General features: G+C 40.1%; 17 protein-coding genes. 8 read left to right on the top strand and 9 right to left on the bottom strand.

Annotation, left to right across the window (positions count from 1 at the left end; genetic code table 11):
• Positions 1-143: 143 nt before the first annotated feature.
• The 5 genes from B2V92_RS13400 to B2V92_RS13420 form a co-directional block, all read right to left on the bottom strand.
• Positions 144-782, bottom strand: a complete 639-nt coding sequence (locus B2V92_RS13400) for an MBL fold metallo-hydrolase (protein WP_293308851.1) — start codon at positions 780-782, stop codon at positions 144-146.
• 46 nt (positions 783-828) lie between these two features.
• On the bottom strand, positions 829-1,416 hold the full coding sequence (locus tag B2V92_RS13405) for a gliding motility lipoprotein GldD (protein WP_293308853.1): 588 nt from the start codon (positions 1,414-1,416) through the stop codon (positions 829-831).
• Between the two features lie 73 nt (positions 1,417-1,489).
• Positions 1,490-2,233 (bottom strand): shikimate dehydrogenase family protein, encoded by a 744-nt coding sequence (locus B2V92_RS13410; RefSeq protein ID WP_293308856.1) that lies wholly within the window; start codon positions 2,231-2,233, stop codon positions 1,490-1,492.
• Between the two features lie 148 nt (positions 2,234-2,381).
• The gene (locus tag B2V92_RS13415; protein WP_029276919.1) at positions 2,382-3,149 is read right to left on the bottom strand and encodes a phosphosulfolactate synthase; all 768 of its coding nucleotides are present in this window, start codon (positions 3,147-3,149) and stop codon (positions 2,382-2,384) included.
• A 60-nt stretch (positions 3,150-3,209) separates the two neighbouring features.
• Positions 3,210-4,613, bottom strand: coding sequence for a tetratricopeptide repeat protein (locus B2V92_RS13420; protein WP_293308866.1), 1,404 nt, complete (start codon positions 4,611-4,613; stop codon positions 3,210-3,212).
• Between the two features lie 250 nt (positions 4,614-4,863).
• Between B2V92_RS13420 and B2V92_RS13425 the strand changes: the two genes are divergently transcribed.
• On the top strand, positions 4,864-5,319 hold the full coding sequence (locus B2V92_RS13425) for a nuclear transport factor 2 family protein (RefSeq protein WP_293308868.1): 456 nt from the start codon (positions 4,864-4,866) through the stop codon (positions 5,317-5,319).
• A 24-nt stretch (positions 5,320-5,343) separates the two neighbouring features.
• Here the strand turns inward: B2V92_RS13425 and B2V92_RS13430 are convergent, their stop codons facing one another.
• A complete protein-coding gene (locus B2V92_RS13430; RefSeq protein WP_293308869.1) occupies positions 5,344-5,991 on the bottom strand; it encodes a hypothetical protein in 648 nt (215 codons plus the stop codon).
• 285 nt (positions 5,992-6,276) lie between these two features.
• Between B2V92_RS13430 and B2V92_RS13435 the strand changes: the two genes are divergently transcribed.
• From B2V92_RS13435 to B2V92_RS13445, 3 genes are read left to right on the top strand one after another with little or no spacing between them, the layout of a single operon-like run.
• The gene (locus B2V92_RS13435; protein ID WP_293308871.1) at positions 6,277-9,387 is read left to right on the top strand and encodes a SusC/RagA family TonB-linked outer membrane protein; all 3,111 of its coding nucleotides are present in this window, start codon (positions 6,277-6,279) and stop codon (positions 9,385-9,387) included.
• 17 nt (positions 9,388-9,404) lie between these two features.
• The gene (locus B2V92_RS13440; RefSeq protein WP_293308873.1) at positions 9,405-10,907 is read left to right on the top strand and encodes a SusD/RagB family nutrient-binding outer membrane lipoprotein; all 1,503 of its coding nucleotides are present in this window, start codon (positions 9,405-9,407) and stop codon (positions 10,905-10,907) included.
• Between the two features lie 13 nt (positions 10,908-10,920).
• Positions 10,921-11,811: a DUF1735 domain-containing protein gene (locus B2V92_RS13445; protein WP_293308875.1), complete on the top strand. Its 891-nt coding sequence runs from the start codon at positions 10,921-10,923 to the stop codon at positions 11,809-11,811.
• 297 nt (positions 11,812-12,108) lie between these two features.
• Here the strand turns inward: B2V92_RS13445 and B2V92_RS13450 are convergent, their stop codons facing one another.
• Together B2V92_RS13450 and B2V92_RS13455 are read right to left on the bottom strand one after the other, a co-directional pair.
• The gene (locus B2V92_RS13450; protein WP_293308877.1) at positions 12,109-14,619 is read right to left on the bottom strand and encodes a M1 family metallopeptidase; all 2,511 of its coding nucleotides are present in this window, start codon (positions 14,617-14,619) and stop codon (positions 12,109-12,111) included.
• Positions 14,620-14,707: 88 nt separating this feature from the next.
• Positions 14,708-15,589, bottom strand: coding sequence for a TraB/GumN family protein (locus tag B2V92_RS13455; RefSeq protein ID WP_293308880.1), 882 nt, complete (start codon positions 15,587-15,589; stop codon positions 14,708-14,710).
• Positions 15,590-15,778: 189 nt separating this feature from the next.
• Between B2V92_RS13455 and B2V92_RS13460 the strand changes: the two genes are divergently transcribed.
• Entirely contained in the window at positions 15,779-17,320 is a 1,542-nt protein-coding gene (locus tag B2V92_RS13460; RefSeq protein ID WP_293308882.1) for an aldehyde dehydrogenase family protein, read from the top strand.
• A gap of 321 nt (positions 17,321-17,641) precedes the next feature.
• Here the strand turns inward: B2V92_RS13460 and B2V92_RS13465 are convergent, their stop codons facing one another.
• On the bottom strand, positions 17,642-18,286 hold the full coding sequence (locus B2V92_RS13465; protein WP_293308885.1) for a GIN domain-containing protein: 645 nt from the start codon (positions 18,284-18,286) through the stop codon (positions 17,642-17,644).
• 540 nt (positions 18,287-18,826) lie between these two features.
• Between B2V92_RS13465 and B2V92_RS13470 the strand changes: the two genes are divergently transcribed.
• The 3 genes from B2V92_RS13470 to B2V92_RS13480 all read left to right on the top strand — a co-directional run bounded on the left by B2V92_RS13470 (position 18,827) and on the right by B2V92_RS13480 (position 23,033).
• A complete protein-coding gene (locus B2V92_RS13470; RefSeq protein WP_293308887.1) occupies positions 18,827-21,622 on the top strand; it encodes an outer membrane beta-barrel family protein in 2,796 nt (931 codons plus the stop codon).
• A gap of 2 nt (positions 21,623-21,624) precedes the next feature.
• Positions 21,625-22,407, top strand: coding sequence for a GLPGLI family protein (locus B2V92_RS13475; protein WP_293308889.1), 783 nt, complete (start codon positions 21,625-21,627; stop codon positions 22,405-22,407).
• 149 nt (positions 22,408-22,556) lie between these two features.
• Entirely contained in the window at positions 22,557-23,033 is a 477-nt protein-coding gene (locus tag B2V92_RS13480; protein WP_293308891.1) for a Crp/Fnr family transcriptional regulator, read from the top strand.
• Positions 23,034-23,062 lie beyond the last annotated feature (29 nt).

Consider the following 23,062-nt stretch of genomic DNA (forward strand, 5'->3'; position numbering starts at 1 on the left):
ATGGAAAATGTAAAATGGATGAGGCATGATTGCAAAATTAATATGTATCAGGTAAGATAGAAGGGGAATATTCCCAACATCCGTTTTATACATTATGTTCTCCATCATCCATTTTACATCTTACACTCACTTTCCATCTTCCATCAAAAAAACGGATTGTGTTGCTTTTCGAAACCAATGCTCGTGGCCGGTCCGTGGCCTGGGTAAACAATGGTTTCATCAGGTAATACAAAAAGTTTGTCGGAAATGTTTTGGATTAATTGCTGATGGTTACCGCCCGGTAAATCAGTACGGCCAATGCTGCCATAAAAAAGTACATCGCCACCCATTAAAATATGATCGGCCGCACTGTAAAAGCATAAATGTGCGGGCGAGTGGCCAGGGGCGAAAATAAGGCTTAGCGTGCTGTTACCAAAAGATATGGTTCCTGTTTCGGGTAGAAAGGTATCGGGTAAAGGAGAAACATCGTAACGGGTAAAGCCCATTGATGGTGCATAACCTGGAATAGCATTTAAAATCGGCAGTTCGCCTTCATTAAACTGAGGTTTTAATCCATAAGTATCGAAAATGAACTTATTGCCAAAAACATGGTCGAGGTGGCAATGCGTGTTTAACAGCAAAACGGGTTTTAGATTTTCCTGTTTGATGAAAGCTGCCAGTTCGTTCTGCTCAAAACCTTCGTACATCCCCGGATCGATAATCACACATGCTTTGGTTTCATCGTATAGCAGATAAGTATTTTCGCTGTAAGCGTTAAAAGTGAAGGTTTTTACTGTAATCATAGGTTTTTAGAAAAAATCAGGATGTAACACATCCTGCAAGATGATATTAATTTTTCCACTTAAAGGTGGCAATCAAAGTGTCGATATCTTTTTTTATAAACTTAACAACGGGCGCAATAGAATCGTATTGTGGGCGCTCATTAAAATATAGTGCCCCCCTAAAATAATGTTTGGCACTATCGGTTAAAAAAAACTGTACAGATGAGGCGGTATTGCCTTCTATAGCGTAATAAATGCCATAGACCTTATGATCGGGATAATGGATAATCCGTTGATCAATGGCGCTGGCCTTTATGGTATGTTTAAAGGCAAGCTTGCGGGCATCTTCTACCATTTCATCATATTCGCCCTTGCCCGATACATCGTAATAGGTTAAGTGTAAAAAGCCGTTAAACTGTTTAAAATGCAGGTTGTACCAGTTTTTTCTTGCATCGCGGCTCAGGTCCTGCTCAACCGAAGCATAAGTTGGATACTGAAAAGTAAAGGGAACAGGTTTGCTAAACGTGGTATATTCTTTTTTAGGAAATACTATCCTGAAATAAGCCTTGGGTTTCGGGCTATAATCGTGGTTCTGGCAGGCAGTGAAGAACAAAAGCAATACAAAGGGTAAAAAAATAAGCTGTTTTAATTTCATAATATTTTCTCAAAGATTGCTTCCCCGACATCGGGGCAGACTGTCCTTCCTCCTCGCAATGACGATAGATTAATTATTTATTCCAGATTGCCCAGGCTTTTTCTGCCTGTTGGTATAACATTTCCAATCCGTTTTTAATGTTTGCCCCCTGTGCTGCTGCTTTAGCCAAAAAGGCGGTTTCCAATGGATTATATACCAGATCGTATGCCAGGTGTTCGGCGCTAAGCTGGGTATAATCAATTTCGGGAAAGGTATCAACATTTGGCGACATTCCCAACGGTGTGGTGTTGATCAATAATTTATGCGAAGTCAGAATTTCTGGTGTAATATCGGCATATAAAATAGCGCCTTCGGTCGCTTTGCGCACCACCACCAGGTATTCGATATTTAATTTTTCCAAAACGTATTTCACTGCTTTGGCTGCTCCCCCATCGCCAAAAATCAATGCTTTTGTATGCTGAGGGCCCAATAATGGTTTTAACGAAGCTTCAAAACCGTATGCATCGGTATTATAACCTTTTAAATAATTTTCGCCTTCGAAACTTTTAATGGAAATGCAGTTTACCGCACCGATTTTTTCTGCAGCCTCTTCTACTTCGTTCAAATAACAAAGTACATTTACCTTATGCGGAATGGTTACGTTAAGGCCTAAAAGTGAAGGGTTTTCGCTCAACAGATCAGGTAACGATTTGATATTTTCGATCGGGAAAAGTTCGTATTGATGATCGGCGATCCCTTCGTTCAAAAACTTTTCTGTAAAATATTTTTTAGAGAAAGAATGAGATAAAGGATAGCCGATTAAGCCGTATGTTTTCATATTCAATTATAAACAAGGTGCTACTGTATTATATAAAGATGGATTGTCATACTGAGCCTGTCGAAGGATGGTTGCAAAATGCATTTCGACAGGCTCAATGTGACAAAATCTAGAATAATTGATTTATAATACTGTTGCTTATATCTGATTATTTTACCTGGTTCAGGAAATAATCGAAAGTATCTCCGCGTAATCCCAAACGGATGGTTTCTAAAGGAATTACTTCTGCAGGGGCAATATTGCCCAGGTTTACGTTACTGCCAATCAGTTTGATAAACCAAACCTGCTGCTCTTTTTGTGGTGCTTCCCAGATGATGGTTTCTTCGGGGATCTGGGTTAAAATTTCATCAACCAAACCTTCGCGTACCTCGCCGCTTCCACGGTAAATACCTACGTTACCACCTTCGCGGGCTTCGGCAATTACTTTCCAAGAGCCGGCTTCGATTTCGGCCTGCATTAATTTAATCCATTTGTAAGGTGCAAAAATCTTCGCGGCATCTTTACTGCCCACTTCCGAAATTACGGTTACCTGTTTAGATAGTTCGCGGATAAATTCACATTTTTTATCATGCTCAATCTCGATAGAACCATCCGAAACTTCGGCATATTCCATTCCATACTGGTCTAAAACACGTTGGTAATCCGAAAACTGGTTACGGATGATAAAGGCCTCGAATAAGGTTCCGCCGAAATAGGTCGGGATACCTGCACTTTTATATAAAGCTAATTTTTCTTTAAGGTTTGGTGTTACGTGTGATGTTGCCCAACCTAATTTTACGATATCTGTATGTACGCCGGCAACCTCAATAAAATCTTCTACCTGGCGTAAACTTAGTCCCTTATCCATAACCATTGTTAAGCCTTTCTGGCGCGGTTTAGCTGGACGTTCGGGAACGTTTAATAATGGATAATTCATATACCTACAAAAGTGAAAAAAATTTTGAGATTTATTTGTTAAATTTTTCTCACGGGGGATTTACCTAATATATCTGTTGATTACGTTTAAAATGGCACTATTATCCTGCAATTGCGGTAAATATTCGAATAAAATATAGTGTTTTTCAGGGTCGGTTGTTAAAGCTGTTTCCAGATAGCCCAGTGCATCGTTATAACTGCCCATTGCAAAAAGATAGGCAACCATGCGGTAATACAGTTCGGCAGCTTCGGGATTGTTCTTTATAGCCTGGGCCATCGTTTCTGATGCTTCCAACAATTTTCCCTGTTCGTAAAGTACTGTGCTGAAATCTAACCAGGCTTCGATATCCATAGGGTTAAATTCCAATACCTTTTCGTAAGCTTCGATTGATTCGTCAATCTGGCCCAGTTTATAATAAGCATCGGCCATTGCAAACCAGAAATCGGCATTTTCTGCCTCTAAATCGATTGCTTTTTTATAAAAATGGAGCGATTCGAAATAACGTTCCTCAAAATTGAGTGTAACACCGATCCCAAACCAGGCATCAGCCATTTTTGGATCCATTTTTACCGATTTTTTATAATATGAACGGGCTTCGTCCATTTTCTCCAGCTTTTCGTAACACTCGCCAATGGCACAATAGGTATCGGCATTTGGTGGTTCGTATTCGAAAGTCTGTTTATAAACCTCAATGGCCTCATCGTACTTATCCAATTGTACCAGCGCATTTCCCTTGTTGAAATAGGCCGAACTAAAATCCTCTTTTATTAAAATGGCGTAATCGTAAGCATCGATCGCTTTTTCGAAAAGGTTCAGTTTGTGGAAACTATTGCCCAGGTTGTACCATGCTGCATACGAATATGGGTCAGTATCGATATATTGCTGGTAAAACTTAATGCTTTCCTCCTGTTTATCGAGCACATCATAACAGAAAGCCAGTTCGTACAAACCATCCTGGTTCTCCATATTCTGCTCTAAACTCAGCTTAATATAGGTAATGGCATTTTCGTAATCGCTCATGCTCTGGTATACATAAGCCATCTGCAATAAAATCTCGTCGGTACTTTCGGCGAGCCCTAAAGCTTTTTCATAATTTTCCAGTGCCTCGTCATAACGTTCGGTATTCTGGAAAATATTGCCCCTTAACAGGTAAATATCCGGTTCGGAAGGCTCTAAAAGTTCTGCCTTTTGCAAAGCGATAAAAGCCTTTTCCTGGTTATTTGTTAAAATGTAAAGATGGGCCTGTTTGATTAAAAAAACAGTTGCATAAGGGTGTTGACTTATTGCGAAATCAACTACCTGCAAAGCTTTGACCGGATCATTTTTCTCAATGTAAAAATCCACAATGTATTCGAAAGCGCCTGCATCGAAAAAATACTGATCCTGGTTGCGGAGCATTTCTTCGTAACGTTCTACCGAGCGTTGTGCGTCTTCGTTGGATTCAAAAAAGAATTCTTCTTCCATATATTATACTATTAAAGAACCGTGCCAATTAGCAGAAAAACACATTATAAGTTTACCAATTATAATTATCCGTTTTTAAAATAATTATTAACATCAATGGGTTAAAACAGTGTAAATGGCTGAATATAAAGCGTATTGACTGTTGTTAAGATGTGTGGATAAATGATAGATTTTTACAACATCAGCGGTTCCTTTTCCCTTCTTTTACAAAAATACTATAAATTTATGGGATATACGTAATTGAGAAGTCATGAAAGGATTAGTCATTTTTGCCCTGTTTTTAATGGGTTTTGCTACAGTTAGCTATGCGCAGAACAATGAAGAAAGTGCTGTTAAGGAAGCCGTTAACCGCCTTTTTACCGGAATGAAAACCGGGGATAGTACTTTAACGCGTGCCGCTTTTGCGCCAAATGCCATTATGCAAACCATTGTAAATAAGGATGGAAAAATAACCGTTCGGGCAGAATCGGTAAGTGATTTTATAAAAGTGATCGCTACCCCGCATAAAGAAATCTATGATGAGCGTATTGTGTTTACCAAAATATTAATCGATGGCGCGCTTGCTTCTGTATGGACGGATTATAAGTTTTACGTAGGCGAAAAATTTAGCCACTGCGGGGTAAACTCGTTTCAGCTGGTAAAAGGCGATAAAGGTTGGCAGATTGTTTATATTATCGATACCAGAAGAAAGGATAGGTGTAATTAGCCCACCTTCCTTTCTTTCAATCGCTTATTTTAAAGCGTTGTAGTATTTAAATATTTTAACCAGGTCGGTACCCTGCTTAAGATCCAGCTGTTCATCTTTGATAAAAGCGGTAACATCATTCTTTTTATCGGCCAGAACGGTAGCCACATTTTTTGTTGAAGGGCTAATTTTCTGGATGATACCTTCTTTTTTGGTAAAGTAAATATCCTGTTTTACCATTTTGTTCGACTTCTTTTTTGTATACCAGTCTTCGGTAACCTCTTTTTTAACAGCATACAGTTTTAATAGTGAAATACGTCCATCAACCAATGTTTCGTAGAAACCGGCCGGCTGGCCTGTACCCAGTTTGGTAAATACATGTATGTTTCCAACCGAATCGGGTAAGGTAAACGACTGCACAGCCTCCTGAACGGTGTAAACATGGTCGTTTTCGGCATACTCCAGCTGTTGCGTTTCTAAATTATAACGCAGATTATTTATGATGAACTCTTTTTGACCATCGGTCTTGATTTTTCCGTTGGCGGGGGCATTGTTAAAATAGGTACTTCCTTCGGTAAATGTTTTTACCACAGACTTTAAAAGTGGTTTTTCGCCAGCACCAACAGTCACATTTTGTGAAAAGGAAAAAACCGCATGAGTAATGATACAAAAAAATAGAAAAATGCTTTTCATAAATGTGTTTTTTAGTAAAAAATGAGTGGAAAATATTGTTTGTAATAATTTTTATTCTGATAGTAAGTATTGTGTGTTAGGTGTTTGTGTTTTAAACTTAAAATTTAGGTAAAAAAGAGGTATTTTTCAACTAAAAAATTAGTGTTTTTGCAAATTACTAAAACATTTTAGTGATATTCTAATCGCAATTTATAACATTTTTAAGATAAAGGAAGTTTTTTTTGATTTATAGCTAAAAAAAACTGTTATTCGGGGATTATTAACTTAAACTAACTACTAAGAACAATGAAAAAACTCGTACTGTGTTTATTCATATTTTTATTTTATGGCATTTTACAAGCTGATGCCCAAAGTAAAAATATCACCGGTAAAGTAATTGCATCGAATGATGGATTACCCTTACCAGGAGTGAGTGTCCGTATCAAGGATACCAAAAAAGCCACTTCAACAGGCTCCGATGGAAAGTTTACCATCAGTGTTAACCCAAATGATGTGCTGCAGTTTTCGTTTATCGGATTTGTGGCACAGGAAATTACCGTGGGCAGCCAGTCGAACCTTAACGTCAGTCTTGAATCTGATGCCAAGAGTTTAAATGAGGTTACCATTTCTACAGCCCTGGGTATTAAGCGTAAGCCAAAAGAAATCGGTTATGCCACGCAGCAGGTAACAGGCAAGGCCTTAACATCAAGCCGCCCAACCAACCTGGCTACAGGTTTATCAGGAAAGGTTGCAGGTTTACAGATTAACCAGGCAAACAACCAGATCGATGCCGGCGACCAGGTAAGGGTTGTACTCCGCGGTAACCGTTCGTTTACGGGCAACAACCAGGCGTTATTGGTATTGGATGGTATTATTGTGCCTTTAAGTCAGTTAAATTCGATCAACCCGAACGATATTGATAATGTGAACATTTTAAAGGGGGCAAATGCTGCCGCGCTTTACGGATCGGATGCTTCGAACGGTGTAATTATTGTGAGCACCAAGAGGGGATCTTCTGAAGGAGGCGGTATAAGTTTTACTAATTCCACTTTACTAAATCGTTTAAGTTACTTCCCGAAGCTGCAAACTGAGTTTGGTGGCGGAACAAACCAGGATGATTTCGGCTTTGGTTTGTACACGCCTTTCGAAAATCAGACTTTCGGTGATCGTTTTGATGGCAGTTTAAGGCCGCTTGGCCGTGTACTGGAAGACGGTACCTACCAGATGGTTCCTTATACCTATAAGGACGGTGAGAAAGAAAATTTCTTCGAAACGGGTATCGACGAACAGAACGACCTTACCTATTCGGGCGGAAATGAAAACGGAACCACTTACATCAACCTTCAGCGTGTAAATAGCAAGGGTTATGTTCCGGGCGATAAATCCAACCGTACCGCCATCCGCATCAACGGAACGCGTAAACTGAATAAATTTATGGCCGATTATTCTTTTAACTATACGCAGCGGAATTACGATAAAAGTACCAACCAGGTATATAATAACGTAATTAATACGCCGGGTAACGTACCCTTAACAGAATATAGTGATGTAACATCTAAATATGGTAATCCGAACGATTATTACAATGATTATTACAGCAGTCCGTATTTTGGTTTGCAGCAGAACCGTAACAACGAGAGGCGCGATGATTTATTGGGTAATCTTTCTTTTACCTACAAACCGGTTGATTGGTTGAGCTTATTGGCCAGGGGCGGTTTCAGCAGTAAGAACACGCAGGGAAAAAATAAAAACTATGCGTACACGTATTCCGATTTCGCACATAACTCGGGCAAAGCAGCAGCGGCCACCCAATACAACAAATCGTCGGTAACCGATTACAACGAATTTGAAAGCAGGTATACTGGCGATTTTCTTGCAACAGCCACTAAAACGTTTAACCGGTTTAAATTTACGGTAATTGGCGGTGCGCAGGTTATCCAGAAAAACTATAAATACATGACGCAGTCGGGTTCTAACCTGGTTGTAGATAACCTGTTTAATATCAACAACCGTACGGGCGAGATTGTAGGTTCGGAAACTGAACGCAACTCGAGACAACTGGGTGTTTTTGGAGATATTACGGCAACCTATAACGATTACCTAACCTTACACCTATCGGGCAGAAACGACTGGGATTCGAGATTGGCACCAAGCAACCGTTCGTTTTTTTACCCTGCTGTTGATGTAGCCTTAACCCTTACCGATGCCATTCCGGCATTAAAGGAGAGCAAGGTAATCAGCAACCTGAAAATCCGTGGTGGTATTTCGAAAGTATATGCGGTACAGATCGATCCGTATAAACTGGTTTCTACCACCAGCCCTGCAGCAAACTTTCCTTATGGGGGTACTGCCGGATATTCTATCGATAATGCGGTTTACGATCCAAACCTGAAACCTGAACAGACGATTTCAAAAGAGATCGGTTTCGACATCGGTTTCCTGAATAACCGCATTACTTTGGAAACTTCTGCATACCTTCAGAATACAAAAGACCAGGAGATCATCAACGGTATCGATTTATCGGGCACAACGGGTTATACCAGTGCGGTAATCAATACCGGTGAAGGACAGAACAAAGGGATTGAGTTTAGTTTAAATGCAGCGCCTGTTATTGGTTTGGCTAATGGGTTTAGGTGGAATGTGGGCATAAACTATTCTTATAACACCAATAAGGTTTTATCATTGTACCAGGGCCAGAACCAACTGGGTATTGGCGATAACAACTATATTGTTGTAGGCCAAAGCTTCCCTTCGTTACAGGTGAGTACCTATCAAACCGATCCGCAGGGACGTGTTATTGTGGATGCGAATACCGGCTTACCGATTTCTAATCCGATTAACAAAGATTTCGGACAAACTAATCCGAGCCACGTGCTGGGTATCAATACCAGTTTTACCTTCAAAAACTTTACCTTATCGGGTGTGGCCGAATACCGTAGCGGCAACGTGTTCTACAACAGTTTTGCCAGTACACTTGATTTTGCAGGTATCAGTTATACTTCTGGCCAGGCCGGACGTGAGCGTTTTGTTTATCCAAATTCTGTTATCCAAACTTCGCCGGGGGTATATGTTCCCAACACCAATACAACCACTATAAACGGTAATGGATCTTTCTGGGCCGATGGTATCCGTAACAATACAGCTTCCAACTACGTAATGAGTGCGGCATTCTGGAAAATCAGGGAACTTTCTTTAGCTTACCAGGTACCTACCCAATGGCTACAGAACAGGGCTAAATTTATCAAAAATGCAAGTATAGCACTTATCGGAAGAAACCTGTTTATGTTCCGCCCGAGCGATAACATTTATACCGATCCGGAGATTAACGTAGGAACAGGAAATGCACAGGGAGTAAACAACCTGAACCAAACGCCACCTACCCGTATTTATGGTTTTACCGCAACAGTTGGCTTTTAACGATTAACGAAAAAAACATGAAAAAGAAATTAATATATGTGTTTACGGTATCAGCAGTATTATTGTTGGGTGCCTGTAAAAAGGGGTTTTTGGATATTAACGATAATCCAAACAATGCCACTACGGTTAAACCGGCCCTGGTTTTAACCGGAGCTTTAAATAACACTGCTGCCTATACAACCGGTGGATCTATTTTTTACAGCTTTGCTGCCCTTTGGATGAATTACTGGATGACACCAGGAGGAGTTTCGGGATGGTACGAAGAGCGCTCGTATAACTTTACCACCAACTGGGGCGGTTCTACAACACTTTGGGCCAACCTTTACGATAACTTAAATGATTATCAATATTTAGAAACACAGGGTAAAGCATCGGGCCAGAATTTCTATGTAGCTGTTGCAAAAACAATGAAAGCATGGGATTATCAGTACCTGGTTGATTTTTATGGCAACGTACCTTACACACAGGCATCAAAATCTGTAGCTTTTCTTAATCCAAAATACGATAAGGCACAAAGTATTTATGAGGATTTGGCTAAACAGCTTGATACCGCTGCCAATTTGTTCAAAACCATTACGGTAGCCCCTGTCGACGCTTCTGCTGATATTTATGCAAAGGGAAGTCTGCAAAAGTGGGGTAAATTTGCCAATACTTTAAAGTTAAGGATCCTGCTGCGTCAATCTGAGATGCCTGGAAGGGAGCAGTATATTAAAGACGAAATAGCCAAAATTACAGCTAACGGCTTTGGTTATATTGGAACCGGAGAAGGTTTATTTAATAACCCGGGTTATTTAAACACCGCTGGTAAGCAAAATCCATTCTGGGCGGTTTACGGTTATGGTGTTGATGGTACCAGAACAGCTTCGCACGGCTATATGCTGGCCAGTACTTACGGTATGGATTTCCTTAAAAACAATAGCGACCCGAGGTTGGGAAAATTCTACAATACAGTTAACGATGGAGCAGGTAGCACCTATGTAAGTTTAATTTGGGGGCAGGATGTAAATTTCGATCAAACCATTGCTACCGTATCCAGCATTGGTAAAGGGGTTTTAAAATCATTTGATCAGCCTCAACCGATTATTACCGATTTCGAAAGTTTGTTTATCCAGGCAGAGGCGGCACAAAGAGGCTACATTAGCAGCAGTGCACAGGCAAATTATGAAGCAGCGGTAACGGCGAACTTTGTTTACCTTGGTTTAACAGCTGCCGATGCGGCAACTTATCTTGCCAATCAATCTGTTGCAACCTGGGGCAGTAACAGCGATAAAATTGCCTTGATCATTAAACAGAAATGGGCGGCAATGAACGGTACAAATGCGATAGAGCCATGGACTGATTACAGACGTTTAGAGCTTCCTGCCGATATGCCGATTTCGATTGCCTCTACGGTAACTACCAAAAAAATTCCGGTAAGAATGTTATACCCACAGCGGGAGTATAACACCAATTCTGCAAATGTTGTAGCCGAAGGTACCATTAACCAGTTTACTTCTAGAATTTTCTGGGATGTTAAATAAATCAGTTAAAAAGATGAAAAATAAAAATATATTGAATGGACTTGTTGCCATGTTATGCGTGATAGGTCTATCTTCTTGTTTAAAAAACAAAAACGAACAGCCTGATTTTTCGGCTACTACACCCGTTGTAGAAATACCAGTTGGCTCTCCGGTTGGCGATGGCAGTGTAAATTCATTAAGTACCTCCCTAATTCAACAGGATGCGCCAAGCGATTACTTCTATTATATCAATTATGCGGCGTCAAGTACAAAGGCTACCGATATTAAGGTAACGCTATCGGTTGATCCTGCTATACTGGCCAAATACAATGCAGTACATACCGATGCACCACTAACAATAGTGCCATCAAATGCTTTTACCATGCCAACTACCATTACCATCCCGGCCAATACAAGAAGGGTGCAGGTTCCGGTAAAATTTGGAAGTACAGCGCTTGATCCGGCATTATCTTATGGTTTACCGGTAAACATTACCGATGCATCGGGAGAAGTGATCAGCAAAAATTTTGGCGCAGTTGTAATTAAAGTTGCTGTTAGGAACCGTTATGACGGAAAATATAGCTTAAAAGGTTATGTATTTAGAGAAGGCGATCCTGTTTTGACCGGAAACTTTAAAAACTTAAGCAAAGATTTGTCGAGTAACGGTGCTAATGCGGTTAATTTTGCCCAGGTTTGGTCTGATGGAGGTGCTGTAGGCGGGATTGATGGATTAACCATTAGTGTTAATCCTGCAACAAACAAGGTTACAATGAAAAGTACGGCAAACGCAACTTTAGCTAACGATCCGGCTTATGATAACCGTTACGATCCGGCTACCAAGACTTTTTATATTTCGTATAAATGGGGTGTAAGTCCTTCAAGCAGGGCTGCAACCGATACACTTACTTATGTATCGTCCCGTTAAAAAAACACAATAAAAATTTGCAGAAAAGCCCCAAAGAGATTAATCTTTGGGGCTTTCTTATTGAAATGGGTTGCACAAACCTGGTCTTAGCGTCCGCTAATCTGGTTTTAGCGTCTCGCTAAGACCCCAGAGTAAACTTTACTGCATGTCGTAGCGGGACGCTACGACTAGGTTGGTTTATAAAAAAAGTCGTCATCTCGATTGAAGCGTAGCGGAACAGAGAGATCTATCCCGAGATAGATTTTTCCACTTCGTTGCACTCCGCTCGAGATGACGACTTGTTGGAAGAAATAATTCTTATTCCTTTTCTAAATCTGCGGCTCCTTTTTTAAACAGTTCGGCCTGTTTGCTCAGGTTTGCTTTGGCATTGCCACTTGCGGCTGCGGCCTGTTGTGTTTTGGCCTGTGCAGTTGCAGCATATGCACCACCCAGTTGTTTATTTAAATACGATTGCAGTTTTAATCTTTCAATTGCATCGCTAATATTCTTGATCCCTTTTTCGGTAACGGTTGGGTTGGTATTTGCCCTTAAATACTGAAAATACTGACCGATTACGCCAAAAATTTTATTGCGGTCGCCGGTTAGCATAATATTTTCGTAAAATGCCTGATGCTCATCTTTCGGATCGCTGATATATAGCGATGCAATAGATGGCGCAATGTGGTCTTTCGTATCGGCATCCAGCGCAGATAGCGCAGCAATACTTTCCTGCGGAGCCAGTTTGGCCAGGCCTCCGATACCGGCAGCAAGCACTTTGTACGATCTGTCTTTAAGACTTTCCTGCATCAAAGCTTTGTAGGTTGGATCGCCTGTTTCGGATAACTTTACAATTGCAGCCGATCTTACTTCAGTGTCTTTATCGGTTTTAGCCAATTGGAGCAGGATTGGTAAAGCAGCAGCTTTAATCGTTGCATCATCGAGATTAATGCCATCGATACTTAAAGCACGTAAATCGCCCGATTTATCTTTTAATCCCTCTAATAATACCTGTTGGCCGCTATTGGCTTTGCTCTGCATGATAAACTGCAAAGCTTCGATCCTGTTGGCATAACTTGGTGCATTTTTATACTGGAAATAATAGTTTTCTGCCGTTTTATTGTCGTTGGTTTCGCCAACAATGATTTTATCCACATCAAAATCGATCAGATCCGGTTTGGCGCTTACCTCAAAACTGAAATTCTGCTCGCGGCTATTGATCAGGATCTCTTTTCTGATTTTTTTACCGCCGGCATAAATATCTATTTTAACCGGTAAGGTAAAAGTTTGCACGCTGGCATCCTGTGTCTGTTTTACTTTGATGGTAGCTTTTCCATTTTCGTAGCCGTAATCGATGCTTAAAATCGGGTGACCGCCATTATAATACCACTGGTTAAAATAAGGGCTCCAATCTTTTCCGGTCACATCTTCCATAGCCAAACGCAATTGATGTGTTTCGCCATTTTTAAAGGCGTTGGTGGTTAAGTAGCGGTTAAGTGATTTGTAAAACGCCGCATCGCCCATCTGGTTTTTAAGCGCATATAAAATGATCGATCCTTTTGCATAACTCACGTTATCAAACATATCTTCCTTATCGTTATAATAAAAACGGGCTAGAACAGGACTTTCGCCTTTTTTGGTCGAACCTAAATATGATTGCAGTTTTTCGTAACGTGATTTATCTTCCGCATCCTGACCGGCATCATGCCCGTGCCAGATCACCTCGCCAAAGGTGGCAAATGATTCGTTCATGGTTAAGTTAGACCACGATTCGGCAGTAACGTAATCGCCGAACCATTGGTGGAAGAGCTCGTGCGCGATGGTTCCTTCTTCATTTCCATCCAATAATTCACGGTCGGTTTTTTGTACCTGCTCACCGTGTAAAGTTGCTGTTGTATTTTCCATAGCACCCGAAACATAATCCCTGGCCACAACCTGCGAATATTTGTTCCAAGGGTAATCTACACCTAAAATATTGCTGTAAAACTGGATCATATCGGGTGTTTTTCCGAAAATCTGTTTGGCATAAGGTGCATATTTTGGTTCGAGGTAATAACTTACTTCTTTACCTTTATAGGCGTCTTTTGTGATTTTGAACTCACCAATGGCCATCATAAATAAATATGGCGAGTGTGGCAGATCCATTTTCCAGGTATCGGTTCTTGTGCCATCTGCATTGGCTTTCTGACTTACCAGTTTACCGTTCGAAAGTGTGGTATATTTCGATTTAACGGTCATCGAAATTTCTTCGGTGGTTTTCTGGTCAGGTTTATCTATTGTAGGAAACCAGGCCGACGACGATTCTGTTTCGCCCTGCGTCCATATCTGGGTAGGTTTGTTTTTATCGGTACCATCGGGGTTGATAAAATAAAGCCCTTTGGCATCGGTTATGGCTGCGCTTCCCTTTACTTTAAGTTCATCGGGTTTGGCCGTATAAGCAATATAAATGGTGTACTTTTCAGCGTTGGTATATTTTTTATTTAGCGTGATGTACAGTTTATTGTCGTTGTAGGTGTATTTAAGCGGGGTGTTTCCCTTAAGTCCAACCAGTGCCACGGTTTTAATATCCATTCCCTGTGCATCAAGCGTTAAAGAATCGGTTGGGTAAAAGTGGGGTTTTAAGGTTACCCATTCTTTTCCGTTAAGGTGGCGTTTTGCATAATCGAAAGATACATCGAGTTTGGTGTGTACCAGGTCGTTAACCTTGGTTGCGGTTACACGGTAAGTACCAAGGTTATTTGTTTTTTCGGTAGGTTTTTCCTGTGCGAAAAGTGGATTGGCCATAAAAGCCGAAACCAATATTACCCCACAGGCAATAAATTTTTTATTCATTTTTTGAAATTTAATAAGTCAGTTTTCTTGAAAGCAAGATATTAAGAATTGTGCTATAATTAATATCCAAACGTAAGTTGCCTTTATTTTAGTTTGTGGCTATTGGTTTTAAAGTATAGCCCAAAGTTTGCAGACCTTTTATCAAACCTTCATCCCCTAGCAAATGACCTGCACCTACCGCGATAAATAAAGATTGTTTTTCCATCTGGGCCGGCAACTGATCAAGCCATCTTTTATTCCGGTTTTTTAACATTTCGGTCATAAATTCCTTATTTTCTTCATCAAACGCTTTAAAGAAACTGGTGAGTTTATCTATATCCTGAGCTAAATAATAGGTTTTAAGTTCTTCCATTTTTTGCTTGTTTTTAGCTGTTTCCCTGATTGCTTTTAATAATGCCTTTTTTTGTTTCTGCAGATCGGTGTCGAACAAAAGTGCGCCCTGGTATTCAGCTGTTTCCAATCCGAAAACCGACTTTGCATTCTTTTTGGCATATTTCTGAAAACTATCATCAATTCCATCACCAAGTCCTTTTTGTACCTCCGGGTCATCAAATAATGCAACCATTATGGATACCATGGCAGGTTTAAAGTTGTTCAATTGTTTTAACTCAAAATCCGGTTGTTTGCTTTTAAAATAATCCTCAACCTCTTTGTATTCGGCCTTCGTGAGTAAGCTATTTAATGTATTATTTTTCATAATTAAAAATGGACCCAGTTTGGTTTGCACGGTGCTATCCATTAAAATTTCGCCAACCACGGCATCAACCGATTTTAGTTTTTCCTGCAAAACCTTCATGGTATCGGCAAATTTTGCGTTAACTAAATGATGGGTGCCGAACAGATAGGATGGTTTTTTTAATCCTTTGCCCGAAATCTCCCACAAGAGAGAATTGCTTGCCTTTTTTGTCTGGGCCTGAAGAGAGATATTGAACCCTATTAAAAGGATAAGCAGTAATTTGATGTTTTTCATTTGATTTTAAGAGGTTTCGATGATTTATACTATCCTAAACTACACTATTTGCAGCGCAATGCAAAAATTGCCCAATAATATGCATCCTTTTTCTTTAAAGCAGGATATTAAGGATTGTGATAATTAAAGACCCTGAAATTGAACAGCTTTACCTTTATTTTTTGTTTTTTTGTGTAAATCGTTAAAGATATGACTACAGATATTCAATCCATTTTAAACAAACTGGGCGTAAAAGCAGATAATGCAGCCTATAGTACCGGAAGCAATTGGGGCGGAGAATCGAACACGGATTCGTTAACAAGTTATTCGCCTGTTGATGGTAAACTGATTGCTTCGGCAAAAGTTGCCGGCACTGCCGATTATGATGCCGTGGTAATTAAAGCGCAATCGGCATTTAACGATTGGCGTAATGTGCCGGCCCCGAAAAGAGGCGAAATTGTACGTCAGTTTGGCGATGCCCTGCGCCAGAATAAAGAAGCTTTGGGTACATTGGTTTCGTACGAAATGGGAAAAAGTTTACAGGAGGGATTAGGTGAAGTACAGGAAATGATCGATATCTGCGATTTTGCAGTGGGTTTGTCGAGGCAGCTTTATGGTTTAACCATGCACAGTGAGCGCCTGAACCACCGCATGTACGAACAGTGGCATCCACTGGGGATCGTTGCCATTATTTCGGCCTTTAATTTCCCTGTGGCGGTATGGAGCTGGAATGCAGCCCTGGCCCTGGTTTGTGGTAATGTTTGCATCTGGAAACCATCCGAAAAAGCACCTTTAACCGCTATAGCCTGCCAGCATATTATTGCAAAGGTTTTTAAAGCTAATGATGTTGCCGAAGGTGTTTGTGGCCTGGTTTTGGGAGATAGAACTGTAGGCGAATTAATGACAAACGATAGCCGTATACCATTGGTTTCGGCTACCGGATCAACCCGCATGGGTAAAGCTGTTGGCGCTGCGGTTGGTGCCCGTTTAGGTAAGAGCCTGCTCGAACTTGGAGGTAACAATGCCATTATTATTTCTGAACATGCCGATCTGGATATGAGTTTAATCGGTGCCGTATTTGGTGCGGTTGGTACTGCCGGTCAGCGTTGTACCTCAACCCGCAGACTGATTATCCACGAAAGTGTATACGATGCTTTTACAGCAAAACTGGTTAAAGCCTACGGGCAGTTACGCATTGGCGATCCTTTGGACCAGCATAACCATGTTGGTCCGCTGATTGATACCGATGCCGTTGCGGCCTATTTGGATTCGATTGAAAAATGTAAAGCCGAAGGAGGCAATTTTGTGGTAGAAGGTGGTGTATTATCAGGCGATGCATACACAAGCGGATGTTATGTAAAGCCATGTATTGCCGAAGTGCAGAATGATTTCAAAATTGTGCAGCACGAAACTTTTGCTCCTATTTTATACCTGATTAAATATAAAACACTAGATGAAGCCATTGCGTTGCAGAATGGAGTGCCACAGGGGCTATCATCGGCCATTATGACCTTAAATTTAAGAGAGGCAGAGCAGTTTTTATCTGCTAAAGGATCAGATTGTGGTATTGCCAACGTAAATATCGGTACTTCGGGTGCCGAAATCGGTGGCGCTTTTGGTGGCGAAAAGGAAACAGGCGGTGGCAGGGAAAGCGGCTCGGATGCCTGGAAAGCTTATATGCGCAGGCAAACCAATACCATCAACTACTCGAATACTTTGCCGTTGGCACAGGGAATTAAGTTTGATCTGTAATATCGTTCATTGTCATCCTGAACGCTAGTGAAGGATCTTTTAAAATGATCCTAAATTAAATAACGAATAGATCAGGGACAGTGTTTCATAGGTTAGGGATTCTTCACTGCGTTCAGAATGACAACCTCTATCGTCAATAATATATTATCCTGCATTACAAATGCAGATCTCGTTGTAAACGAGGACCATTTGCGGCGGCGGTCTACTGTTGGTCCGGATTTGCAATCCGGACCATGTAAGCTTTAATTCATTCATTAGAACAAAAAAGGTCGGGATTACAAATCCCGACCAACCTAATTTGTGGTAAAATATATGATGGAGTTAGAATAGTTTTTCTAATAAATCAACCTGTAAATCATCGTAACGTGATTTGTTGTTGTTGGCCAAAGCTGTTGACAAAGGAGTTACCCTGATACTGCTCTCCTGAGCGGTAAAATTGCCCATGCTTATTTTAGATTCTGCTCCCATTACAGCCTGGTGAGAATCGGTTGTGCCTTCCAGTTTTAAAGTTGCTGCATCTTTTACGTTTGTTGATAAATTAACCGTATTGGCTTTAATCTCTGCTGAAGCTTTATCGTTTAGAACAACGCTTAAGTTTAACAGGTTAAAATTTCCGGCGGTGGTTACGCTTGCGGTATTTGATGCTTCGATTGCAGTTAAATTGTTTACATGTGCAATAACCGTTAAGGTGTTTTTATCGAAAGAGCTGATCCTCAATTCTGCCCCCTGTTGTTGCACCAAAGCATTTTTGGTATAATATTGATCGTAAACCTCAACACTTTCCATAGCGTCCTGAACCAGGATCAGTTTTACATTTCCCGATACCACGATTTTGCTGATGTTTTTAACCTTGGTTAAAGCAGTGTAGTTGGCATTATTTTCTGTTGCATTTGCTACAACTGTTGCGCTACTTAAAGTAACCATTACCAATGCAGCTGCGAATAAGTTTTTGATAGAATTTTTCATGACGTTAATATTTTATGTTTTATAAATCTTTATTTTAAATCCCTAATTTTTAGGTGTTTTTGTAAATAAGACGCCATGATGCCCAAAACGTTTCAGCCCAAAACGGGCTATTATACCACGCACTTGTATTTATAGACGAACGCCAAAATAACCTATACGAAAACCCGCTTGTTTTTTGAAACATCGACAAACAAAAAAGCCGGTTTAATTAAAAACCGGTCTTAAAATGAATTTTTTGCTTAAAGCTTTTTGATGAGCAGATAAGTAGTGGTCTCGTTCCAAAAATAATCTTCGCGGTTATCTTCGTAATAGGTACTTTCTAATGTGGTAAGCAGAAGGGTGTATTGGTATCAATTACGGTTATAAAACCATGGTAAAGCTGTTGGAGCGAAGGTAATTTCATCTGATTTTTTTTAATAAAGATAATCTGATTTGGATGCAGCTGTTAACATTAAGTTATTTTTTGTTAAAAAAGGTTAAAGCATAGTAAGCAACTAATATATTAGTTTTATATTCGGGCAACAAAACCAAATCCTATCTATGACACGTCTATTACTCTCGTTGTGCCTTTTAGTTTTGATGTCCTCTTATGCCAAAGCACAGGGGCTCCATACCATTAAAGGCCGTACGATTGATACTGCATCTACCACCCTTTTATCGGGAACTTCGGTCGCGGTTTTAAATGCAAAAGATTCTACCCTTGTAAAATTTACCAGAACAACAGAAAACGGTTCTTTCGAAATAAGCGGTATTAAAAGCGGGAAGTTTATCCTGCTGGTATCTTACCCGAAATATGCCGATTTTGTAGACCATTTTACCCTCGATTCTACCACGCAGGTTAAAGATTATGGGAAAATCAACCTTACGGGAATGGCAAAAATACTTGCCGATGTAATTATCAAGGGGAACCGTAATGCCATAAAAATTAAAGGCGATACCACCGAATTTGATCCTAAGGCCTATAATATTGAGCCCAACTCGAAAGTAGAGGATCTGATTAAACAGTTTCCGGGTTTCCAGGTTGATAAAGACGGAAAAATTACAGCCCAGGGTAAAACCGTTCCAAAAGTATTGGTAGATGGAGAGGAGTTTTTTGGCGATGACCCAACTTTGGTAACCAAAAACCTGCGTGCCGATATGGTAGAATCTGTTCAGCTTTATGATAAAGCCAGCGATCAGGCCAGTTTTACCGGTATTGATGATGGCGAAAAAACGAAAACGCTCAACATCAAACTAAAAGAAGATAAAAAGAACGGTTATTTCGGTAAGGTACAGGGTGGTTACGGAACCAAGGATTTTTATCAGGGACAGGCCATGTTCAACAAATTCTGGGGCAAAAAGAAATTTTCTGCCTATGGTATTCTGGGTAATAACGGAACAGTTGGTTTAGGTTGGGACGATCGCGATAAATATAGTGGATCGAGTGGCTTAACCGTGGGCGATGACGGCGGTATGTATTTTAGCTATGGTGGTGGAGATGATCTCGATTCGTATGATGGCAGGTATAACGGTCAGGGATTGCCAGTAGCCAGAACAGGTGGTTTGCATTTCGATAATAAATGGAATAAGGATAAGGAATCAATCAATACCAATTACAAAATCGGATCGATCAGGGTAAAAGGTAACAATAGCGTAATCAGTCAGAATAATTTATCGTCGGGTACGCAGTATACCAACTCAAATGAAGATTTCGATAAAGATATGTTCAGACAAAAACTGGATGTAACCTACGAATTAAAAATAGATACCACCTTAACCATGAAGGTAAGCGTTGATGGTGCCCTGAAAAAAAGCAATTCCACAAACAGTTTTAAAACAGAAACAACCAATGCAACCAATGATATTTTGAATTCATCAAAAAGAGATTTAAGTAACGAAGTAGATGACCAGAATTTTAACATGAATGTGTTGTTTACCAAAAAGCTGAAGAAAAAAGGCCGTACTTTATCATTAAACTTAAATCAATCAATAAATAAAAGCAATGGCGAAGGTTATTTGAACTCACTTAATACCAGTTTAAAGCAAACAGGTTTAGTAGATAGTTTAACCAACCAGTTAAAAGAAAACGATATTACCAACAATTCCTTTAAATTAAATGCTGCTTATACCGAACCCCTCTCAAAAACCTTAACCTTAGTGATGAACTACGGTTTAACGTTAATGAACGGAAAATCGGATCGCAGGTCTTTCAACCAATCGGCTAGTGGCAGATATGATATTCTGGATACGGTATACAGTAATAATTTTGAGCTGAACCAGACCATTAACCAGGGAGGTGCCATTTTTAATTATAAAAAAGGTAAAACGGTTATTAATTTCGGATCGAAATTTAGCGGGGTAAATTTTAAACAGGATGATGTTTACCACAACCGTACTTATATCCGGAACTTTGTTAATTACATGCCACAGGCATCTTATCAGTACCGTTTTTCCCAGCAAAAATCATTCAGGCTTAATTATAACGGTAACACCAATCAGCCATCGCTCGATCAGTTACAGCCGGTTAGGCTAAATAACGATCCGTTTAATGTGGTAGAGGGAAACCAGGATTTAAGACCTTCATTCAGGAGTAGTGTTAATGCAAGTTATAACTCTTATAAGGTTTTAACCAGTCAATCTATTTGGCTAAGTGCTTCTTATAGTTTTACTGCAAATCCGATCATTAGCGATGTAACAACCGATGGTGTTGGTAAAAGTACTTACCGTTACATTAATTACAACGATAAAATGCAAACGAATTACTACCTGTACGGGCAGTTTGGCAGGAAAGTAAAATTCCTTAATATGGATGTTGGTGTAAATGTGGATGTAAACGGAAATTCATCGTACAATTTTATTACTGTCGACAAAATCAGGACATTGAATAACACCAAAAATTATACTTATGGCGGAGGTTTAAACGTTTCGAAATACAAAGAGAAAAAGTATAATTTTTATGTGCGCTTTGGTCCAACGTATAATATTTCGAGGGTAAGCGTAGGCTCCAACAGCGATGGTATAGGATATAGTGGCTACTTTTACGGGAATTTACAGTTGCCTGCCAAATTCGAAATATCTTCGGATGGAGATTACCAGTACAACGGTAAAACGCAGGTGCTTAACAAAAGTTTCGAACGTTTTATCTGGAATGCATCGCTGGGTAAAAAATTCTTTAAATCCGAAAACTTAAAATTCTCTTTAACGGTGAACGATATTTTAAACCAAAATGTAGGATTCAACCGTACGGCAACCAATACCTCCATCAGCGAAACACGTAATACCACCATCCAAAGGTATTTTATGTTCTCGGTATCGTGGGATTTCAACAAAATGGGCGGCGTTAAAACACAAAAATAACCATGAAAACTACATTAAAATATATCATCTTATTTGCTGTTATTTTCATCAGCAGCGATCTTTTTGCACAGAATATCCACTTTGTACAAAATGGGGTAATCGAATACGAAAAAAGATCAAATATGTATGCTTTGATCAAGAAGAAGATCAATAAAGACAACGAAAGTTACCTGAACGAGGCTTTTGAGCAATATAAAAAGAACAATCCCCAGTTTAAGGTTGCCAAAAGCACTTTAAATTTTACCAGGGATAAAAGTTTATACAAGTGGCCGACCGTGGAAGAAACGGTAAATAACAACTGGCTGGCATCTGATGTACTGGCGGATCTAAAAAACACCATTGCCACAAATTTCGACCTCCAAAACAGTGTTACCCAAAAAAGTGTTTACGAAGATACCTACCTGGTTAAAGATAGCGTACGTAAAATAAACTGGAAAATTACCGACGAAACCCGCGAAATTGCAGGTTACGAATGCCGCAGGGCAAATGCCGTTATTATGGATTCGGTTTATGTGGTGGCTTATTACAGTAATCAGATTGCGGTTTCTGGCGGACCAGAATCTTTTACCGGTTTGCCCGGGATGATTTTAGGTTTGGCTTTGCCGCACGAAAACGTAACCTGGTTTGCCACTAAAGTAACAGAAGTTACCGTACCCGAAAAAGATTTAACGGCACCAACAAAAGGAAAACCGACCGATAATAAAGGTTTAAAAGCCATATTACTTGGGGCAATGAAAGACTGGGGCGAATATGCACATCCTATTTTTAAGGCTTTCTCACTTTAGCACCATTGATTATGTTCCTATAATTATGCCTATTTTAGCATAATCAATAGGATAACATGTATAGCGCACTTTATAGCCACATTAATAGATTTATAGATTTGAGTACCGATGAACAGGAGATTCTGGCATCGATGCTCAAATCTTTTTCCGTGAAAAAGAAAGCCTTTTTATTGGAAGAAGGACAAACCTGCAGGGCCAATTACTTTGTGGCGAAGGGCTGCCTGAGGCTTTATTTTATTGATATTAAAGGCGCGGAACAAACCACACAGTTTGCCATCGAAAACTGGTGGATTACCGATCTTACCAGTTTCCTGTTCCAACAACAAACCGAGTTTTATATACAGGCTGCAGAAACAACCGAAGTAATCGCCATAGAGCATCATCATTACGACGAAATGTTCCACAAACTGCCCAAACTGGAGCGGTATTTCAGGTTGATTCTGCAAAAGAACCACCAGGCTTCGCAACGCAGGATAAAGTTTTTGTATAGTCAAACCGCCGAAGAAAGATACCGCCATTTTAATAGTTTGTTCCCCGAATTTGTGCAGCGTGTACCGCAATATATGCTAGCCTCATACCTGGGTTTTACGCCGGAGTTTTTGAGCAAGATCAGGGCGAAGAAATAATGCTTAATTAACTCCGTGGTTCGTGTCTC

Source organism: Pedobacter sp. UBA5917, assembly GCF_002432345.1.
Taxonomy (GTDB): domain Bacteria; phylum Bacteroidota; class Bacteroidia; order Sphingobacteriales; family Sphingobacteriaceae; genus Pedobacter.

Excerpts from the sequence above, each read along its gene's own strand:
- B2V92_RS13405 (WP_293308853.1), bottom strand. The coding sequence starts at position 1,416 with ATGAAATTAAAACAGCTTATTTTTTTACCCTTTGTATTGCTTTTGTTC.
- B2V92_RS13410 (WP_293308856.1), bottom strand. The coding sequence starts at position 2,233 with ATGAAAACATACGGCTTAATCGGCTATCCTTTATCTCATTCTTTCTCT.
- B2V92_RS13445 (WP_293308875.1), top strand. The coding sequence starts at position 10,921 with ATGAAAAATAAAAATATATTGAATGGACTTGTTGCCATGTTATGCGTG.
- B2V92_RS13415 (WP_029276919.1), bottom strand. The coding sequence starts at position 3,149 with ATGAATTATCCATTATTAAACGTTCCCGAACGTCCAGCTAAACCGCGC.
- B2V92_RS13400 (WP_293308851.1), bottom strand. The coding sequence starts at position 782 with ATGATTACAGTAAAAACCTTCACTTTTAACGCTTACAGCGAAAATACT.
- B2V92_RS13475 (WP_293308889.1), top strand. The coding sequence starts at position 21,625 with ATGAAAACTACATTAAAATATATCATCTTATTTGCTGTTATTTTCATC.
- B2V92_RS13420 (WP_293308866.1), bottom strand. The coding sequence starts at position 4,613 with ATGGAAGAAGAATTCTTTTTTGAATCCAACGAAGACGCACAACGCTCG.
- B2V92_RS13425 (WP_293308868.1), top strand. The coding sequence starts at position 4,864 with ATGAAAGGATTAGTCATTTTTGCCCTGTTTTTAATGGGTTTTGCTACA.
- B2V92_RS13450 (WP_293308877.1), bottom strand. The coding sequence starts at position 14,619 with ATGAATAAAAAATTTATTGCCTGTGGGGTAATATTGGTTTCGGCTTTT.
- B2V92_RS13470 (WP_293308887.1), top strand. The coding sequence starts at position 18,827 with ATGACACGTCTATTACTCTCGTTGTGCCTTTTAGTTTTGATGTCCTCT.
- B2V92_RS13430 (WP_293308869.1), bottom strand. The coding sequence starts at position 5,991 with ATGAAAAGCATTTTTCTATTTTTTTGTATCATTACTCATGCGGTTTTT.
- B2V92_RS13435 (WP_293308871.1), top strand. The coding sequence starts at position 6,277 with ATGAAAAAACTCGTACTGTGTTTATTCATATTTTTATTTTATGGCATT.
- B2V92_RS13460 (WP_293308882.1), top strand. The coding sequence starts at position 15,779 with ATGACTACAGATATTCAATCCATTTTAAACAAACTGGGCGTAAAAGCA.
- B2V92_RS13455 (WP_293308880.1), bottom strand. The coding sequence starts at position 15,589 with ATGAAAAACATCAAATTACTGCTTATCCTTTTAATAGGGTTCAATATC.
- B2V92_RS13440 (WP_293308873.1), top strand. The coding sequence starts at position 9,405 with ATGAAAAAGAAATTAATATATGTGTTTACGGTATCAGCAGTATTATTG.
- B2V92_RS13465 (WP_293308885.1), bottom strand. The coding sequence starts at position 18,286 with ATGAAAAATTCTATCAAAAACTTATTCGCAGCTGCATTGGTAATGGTT.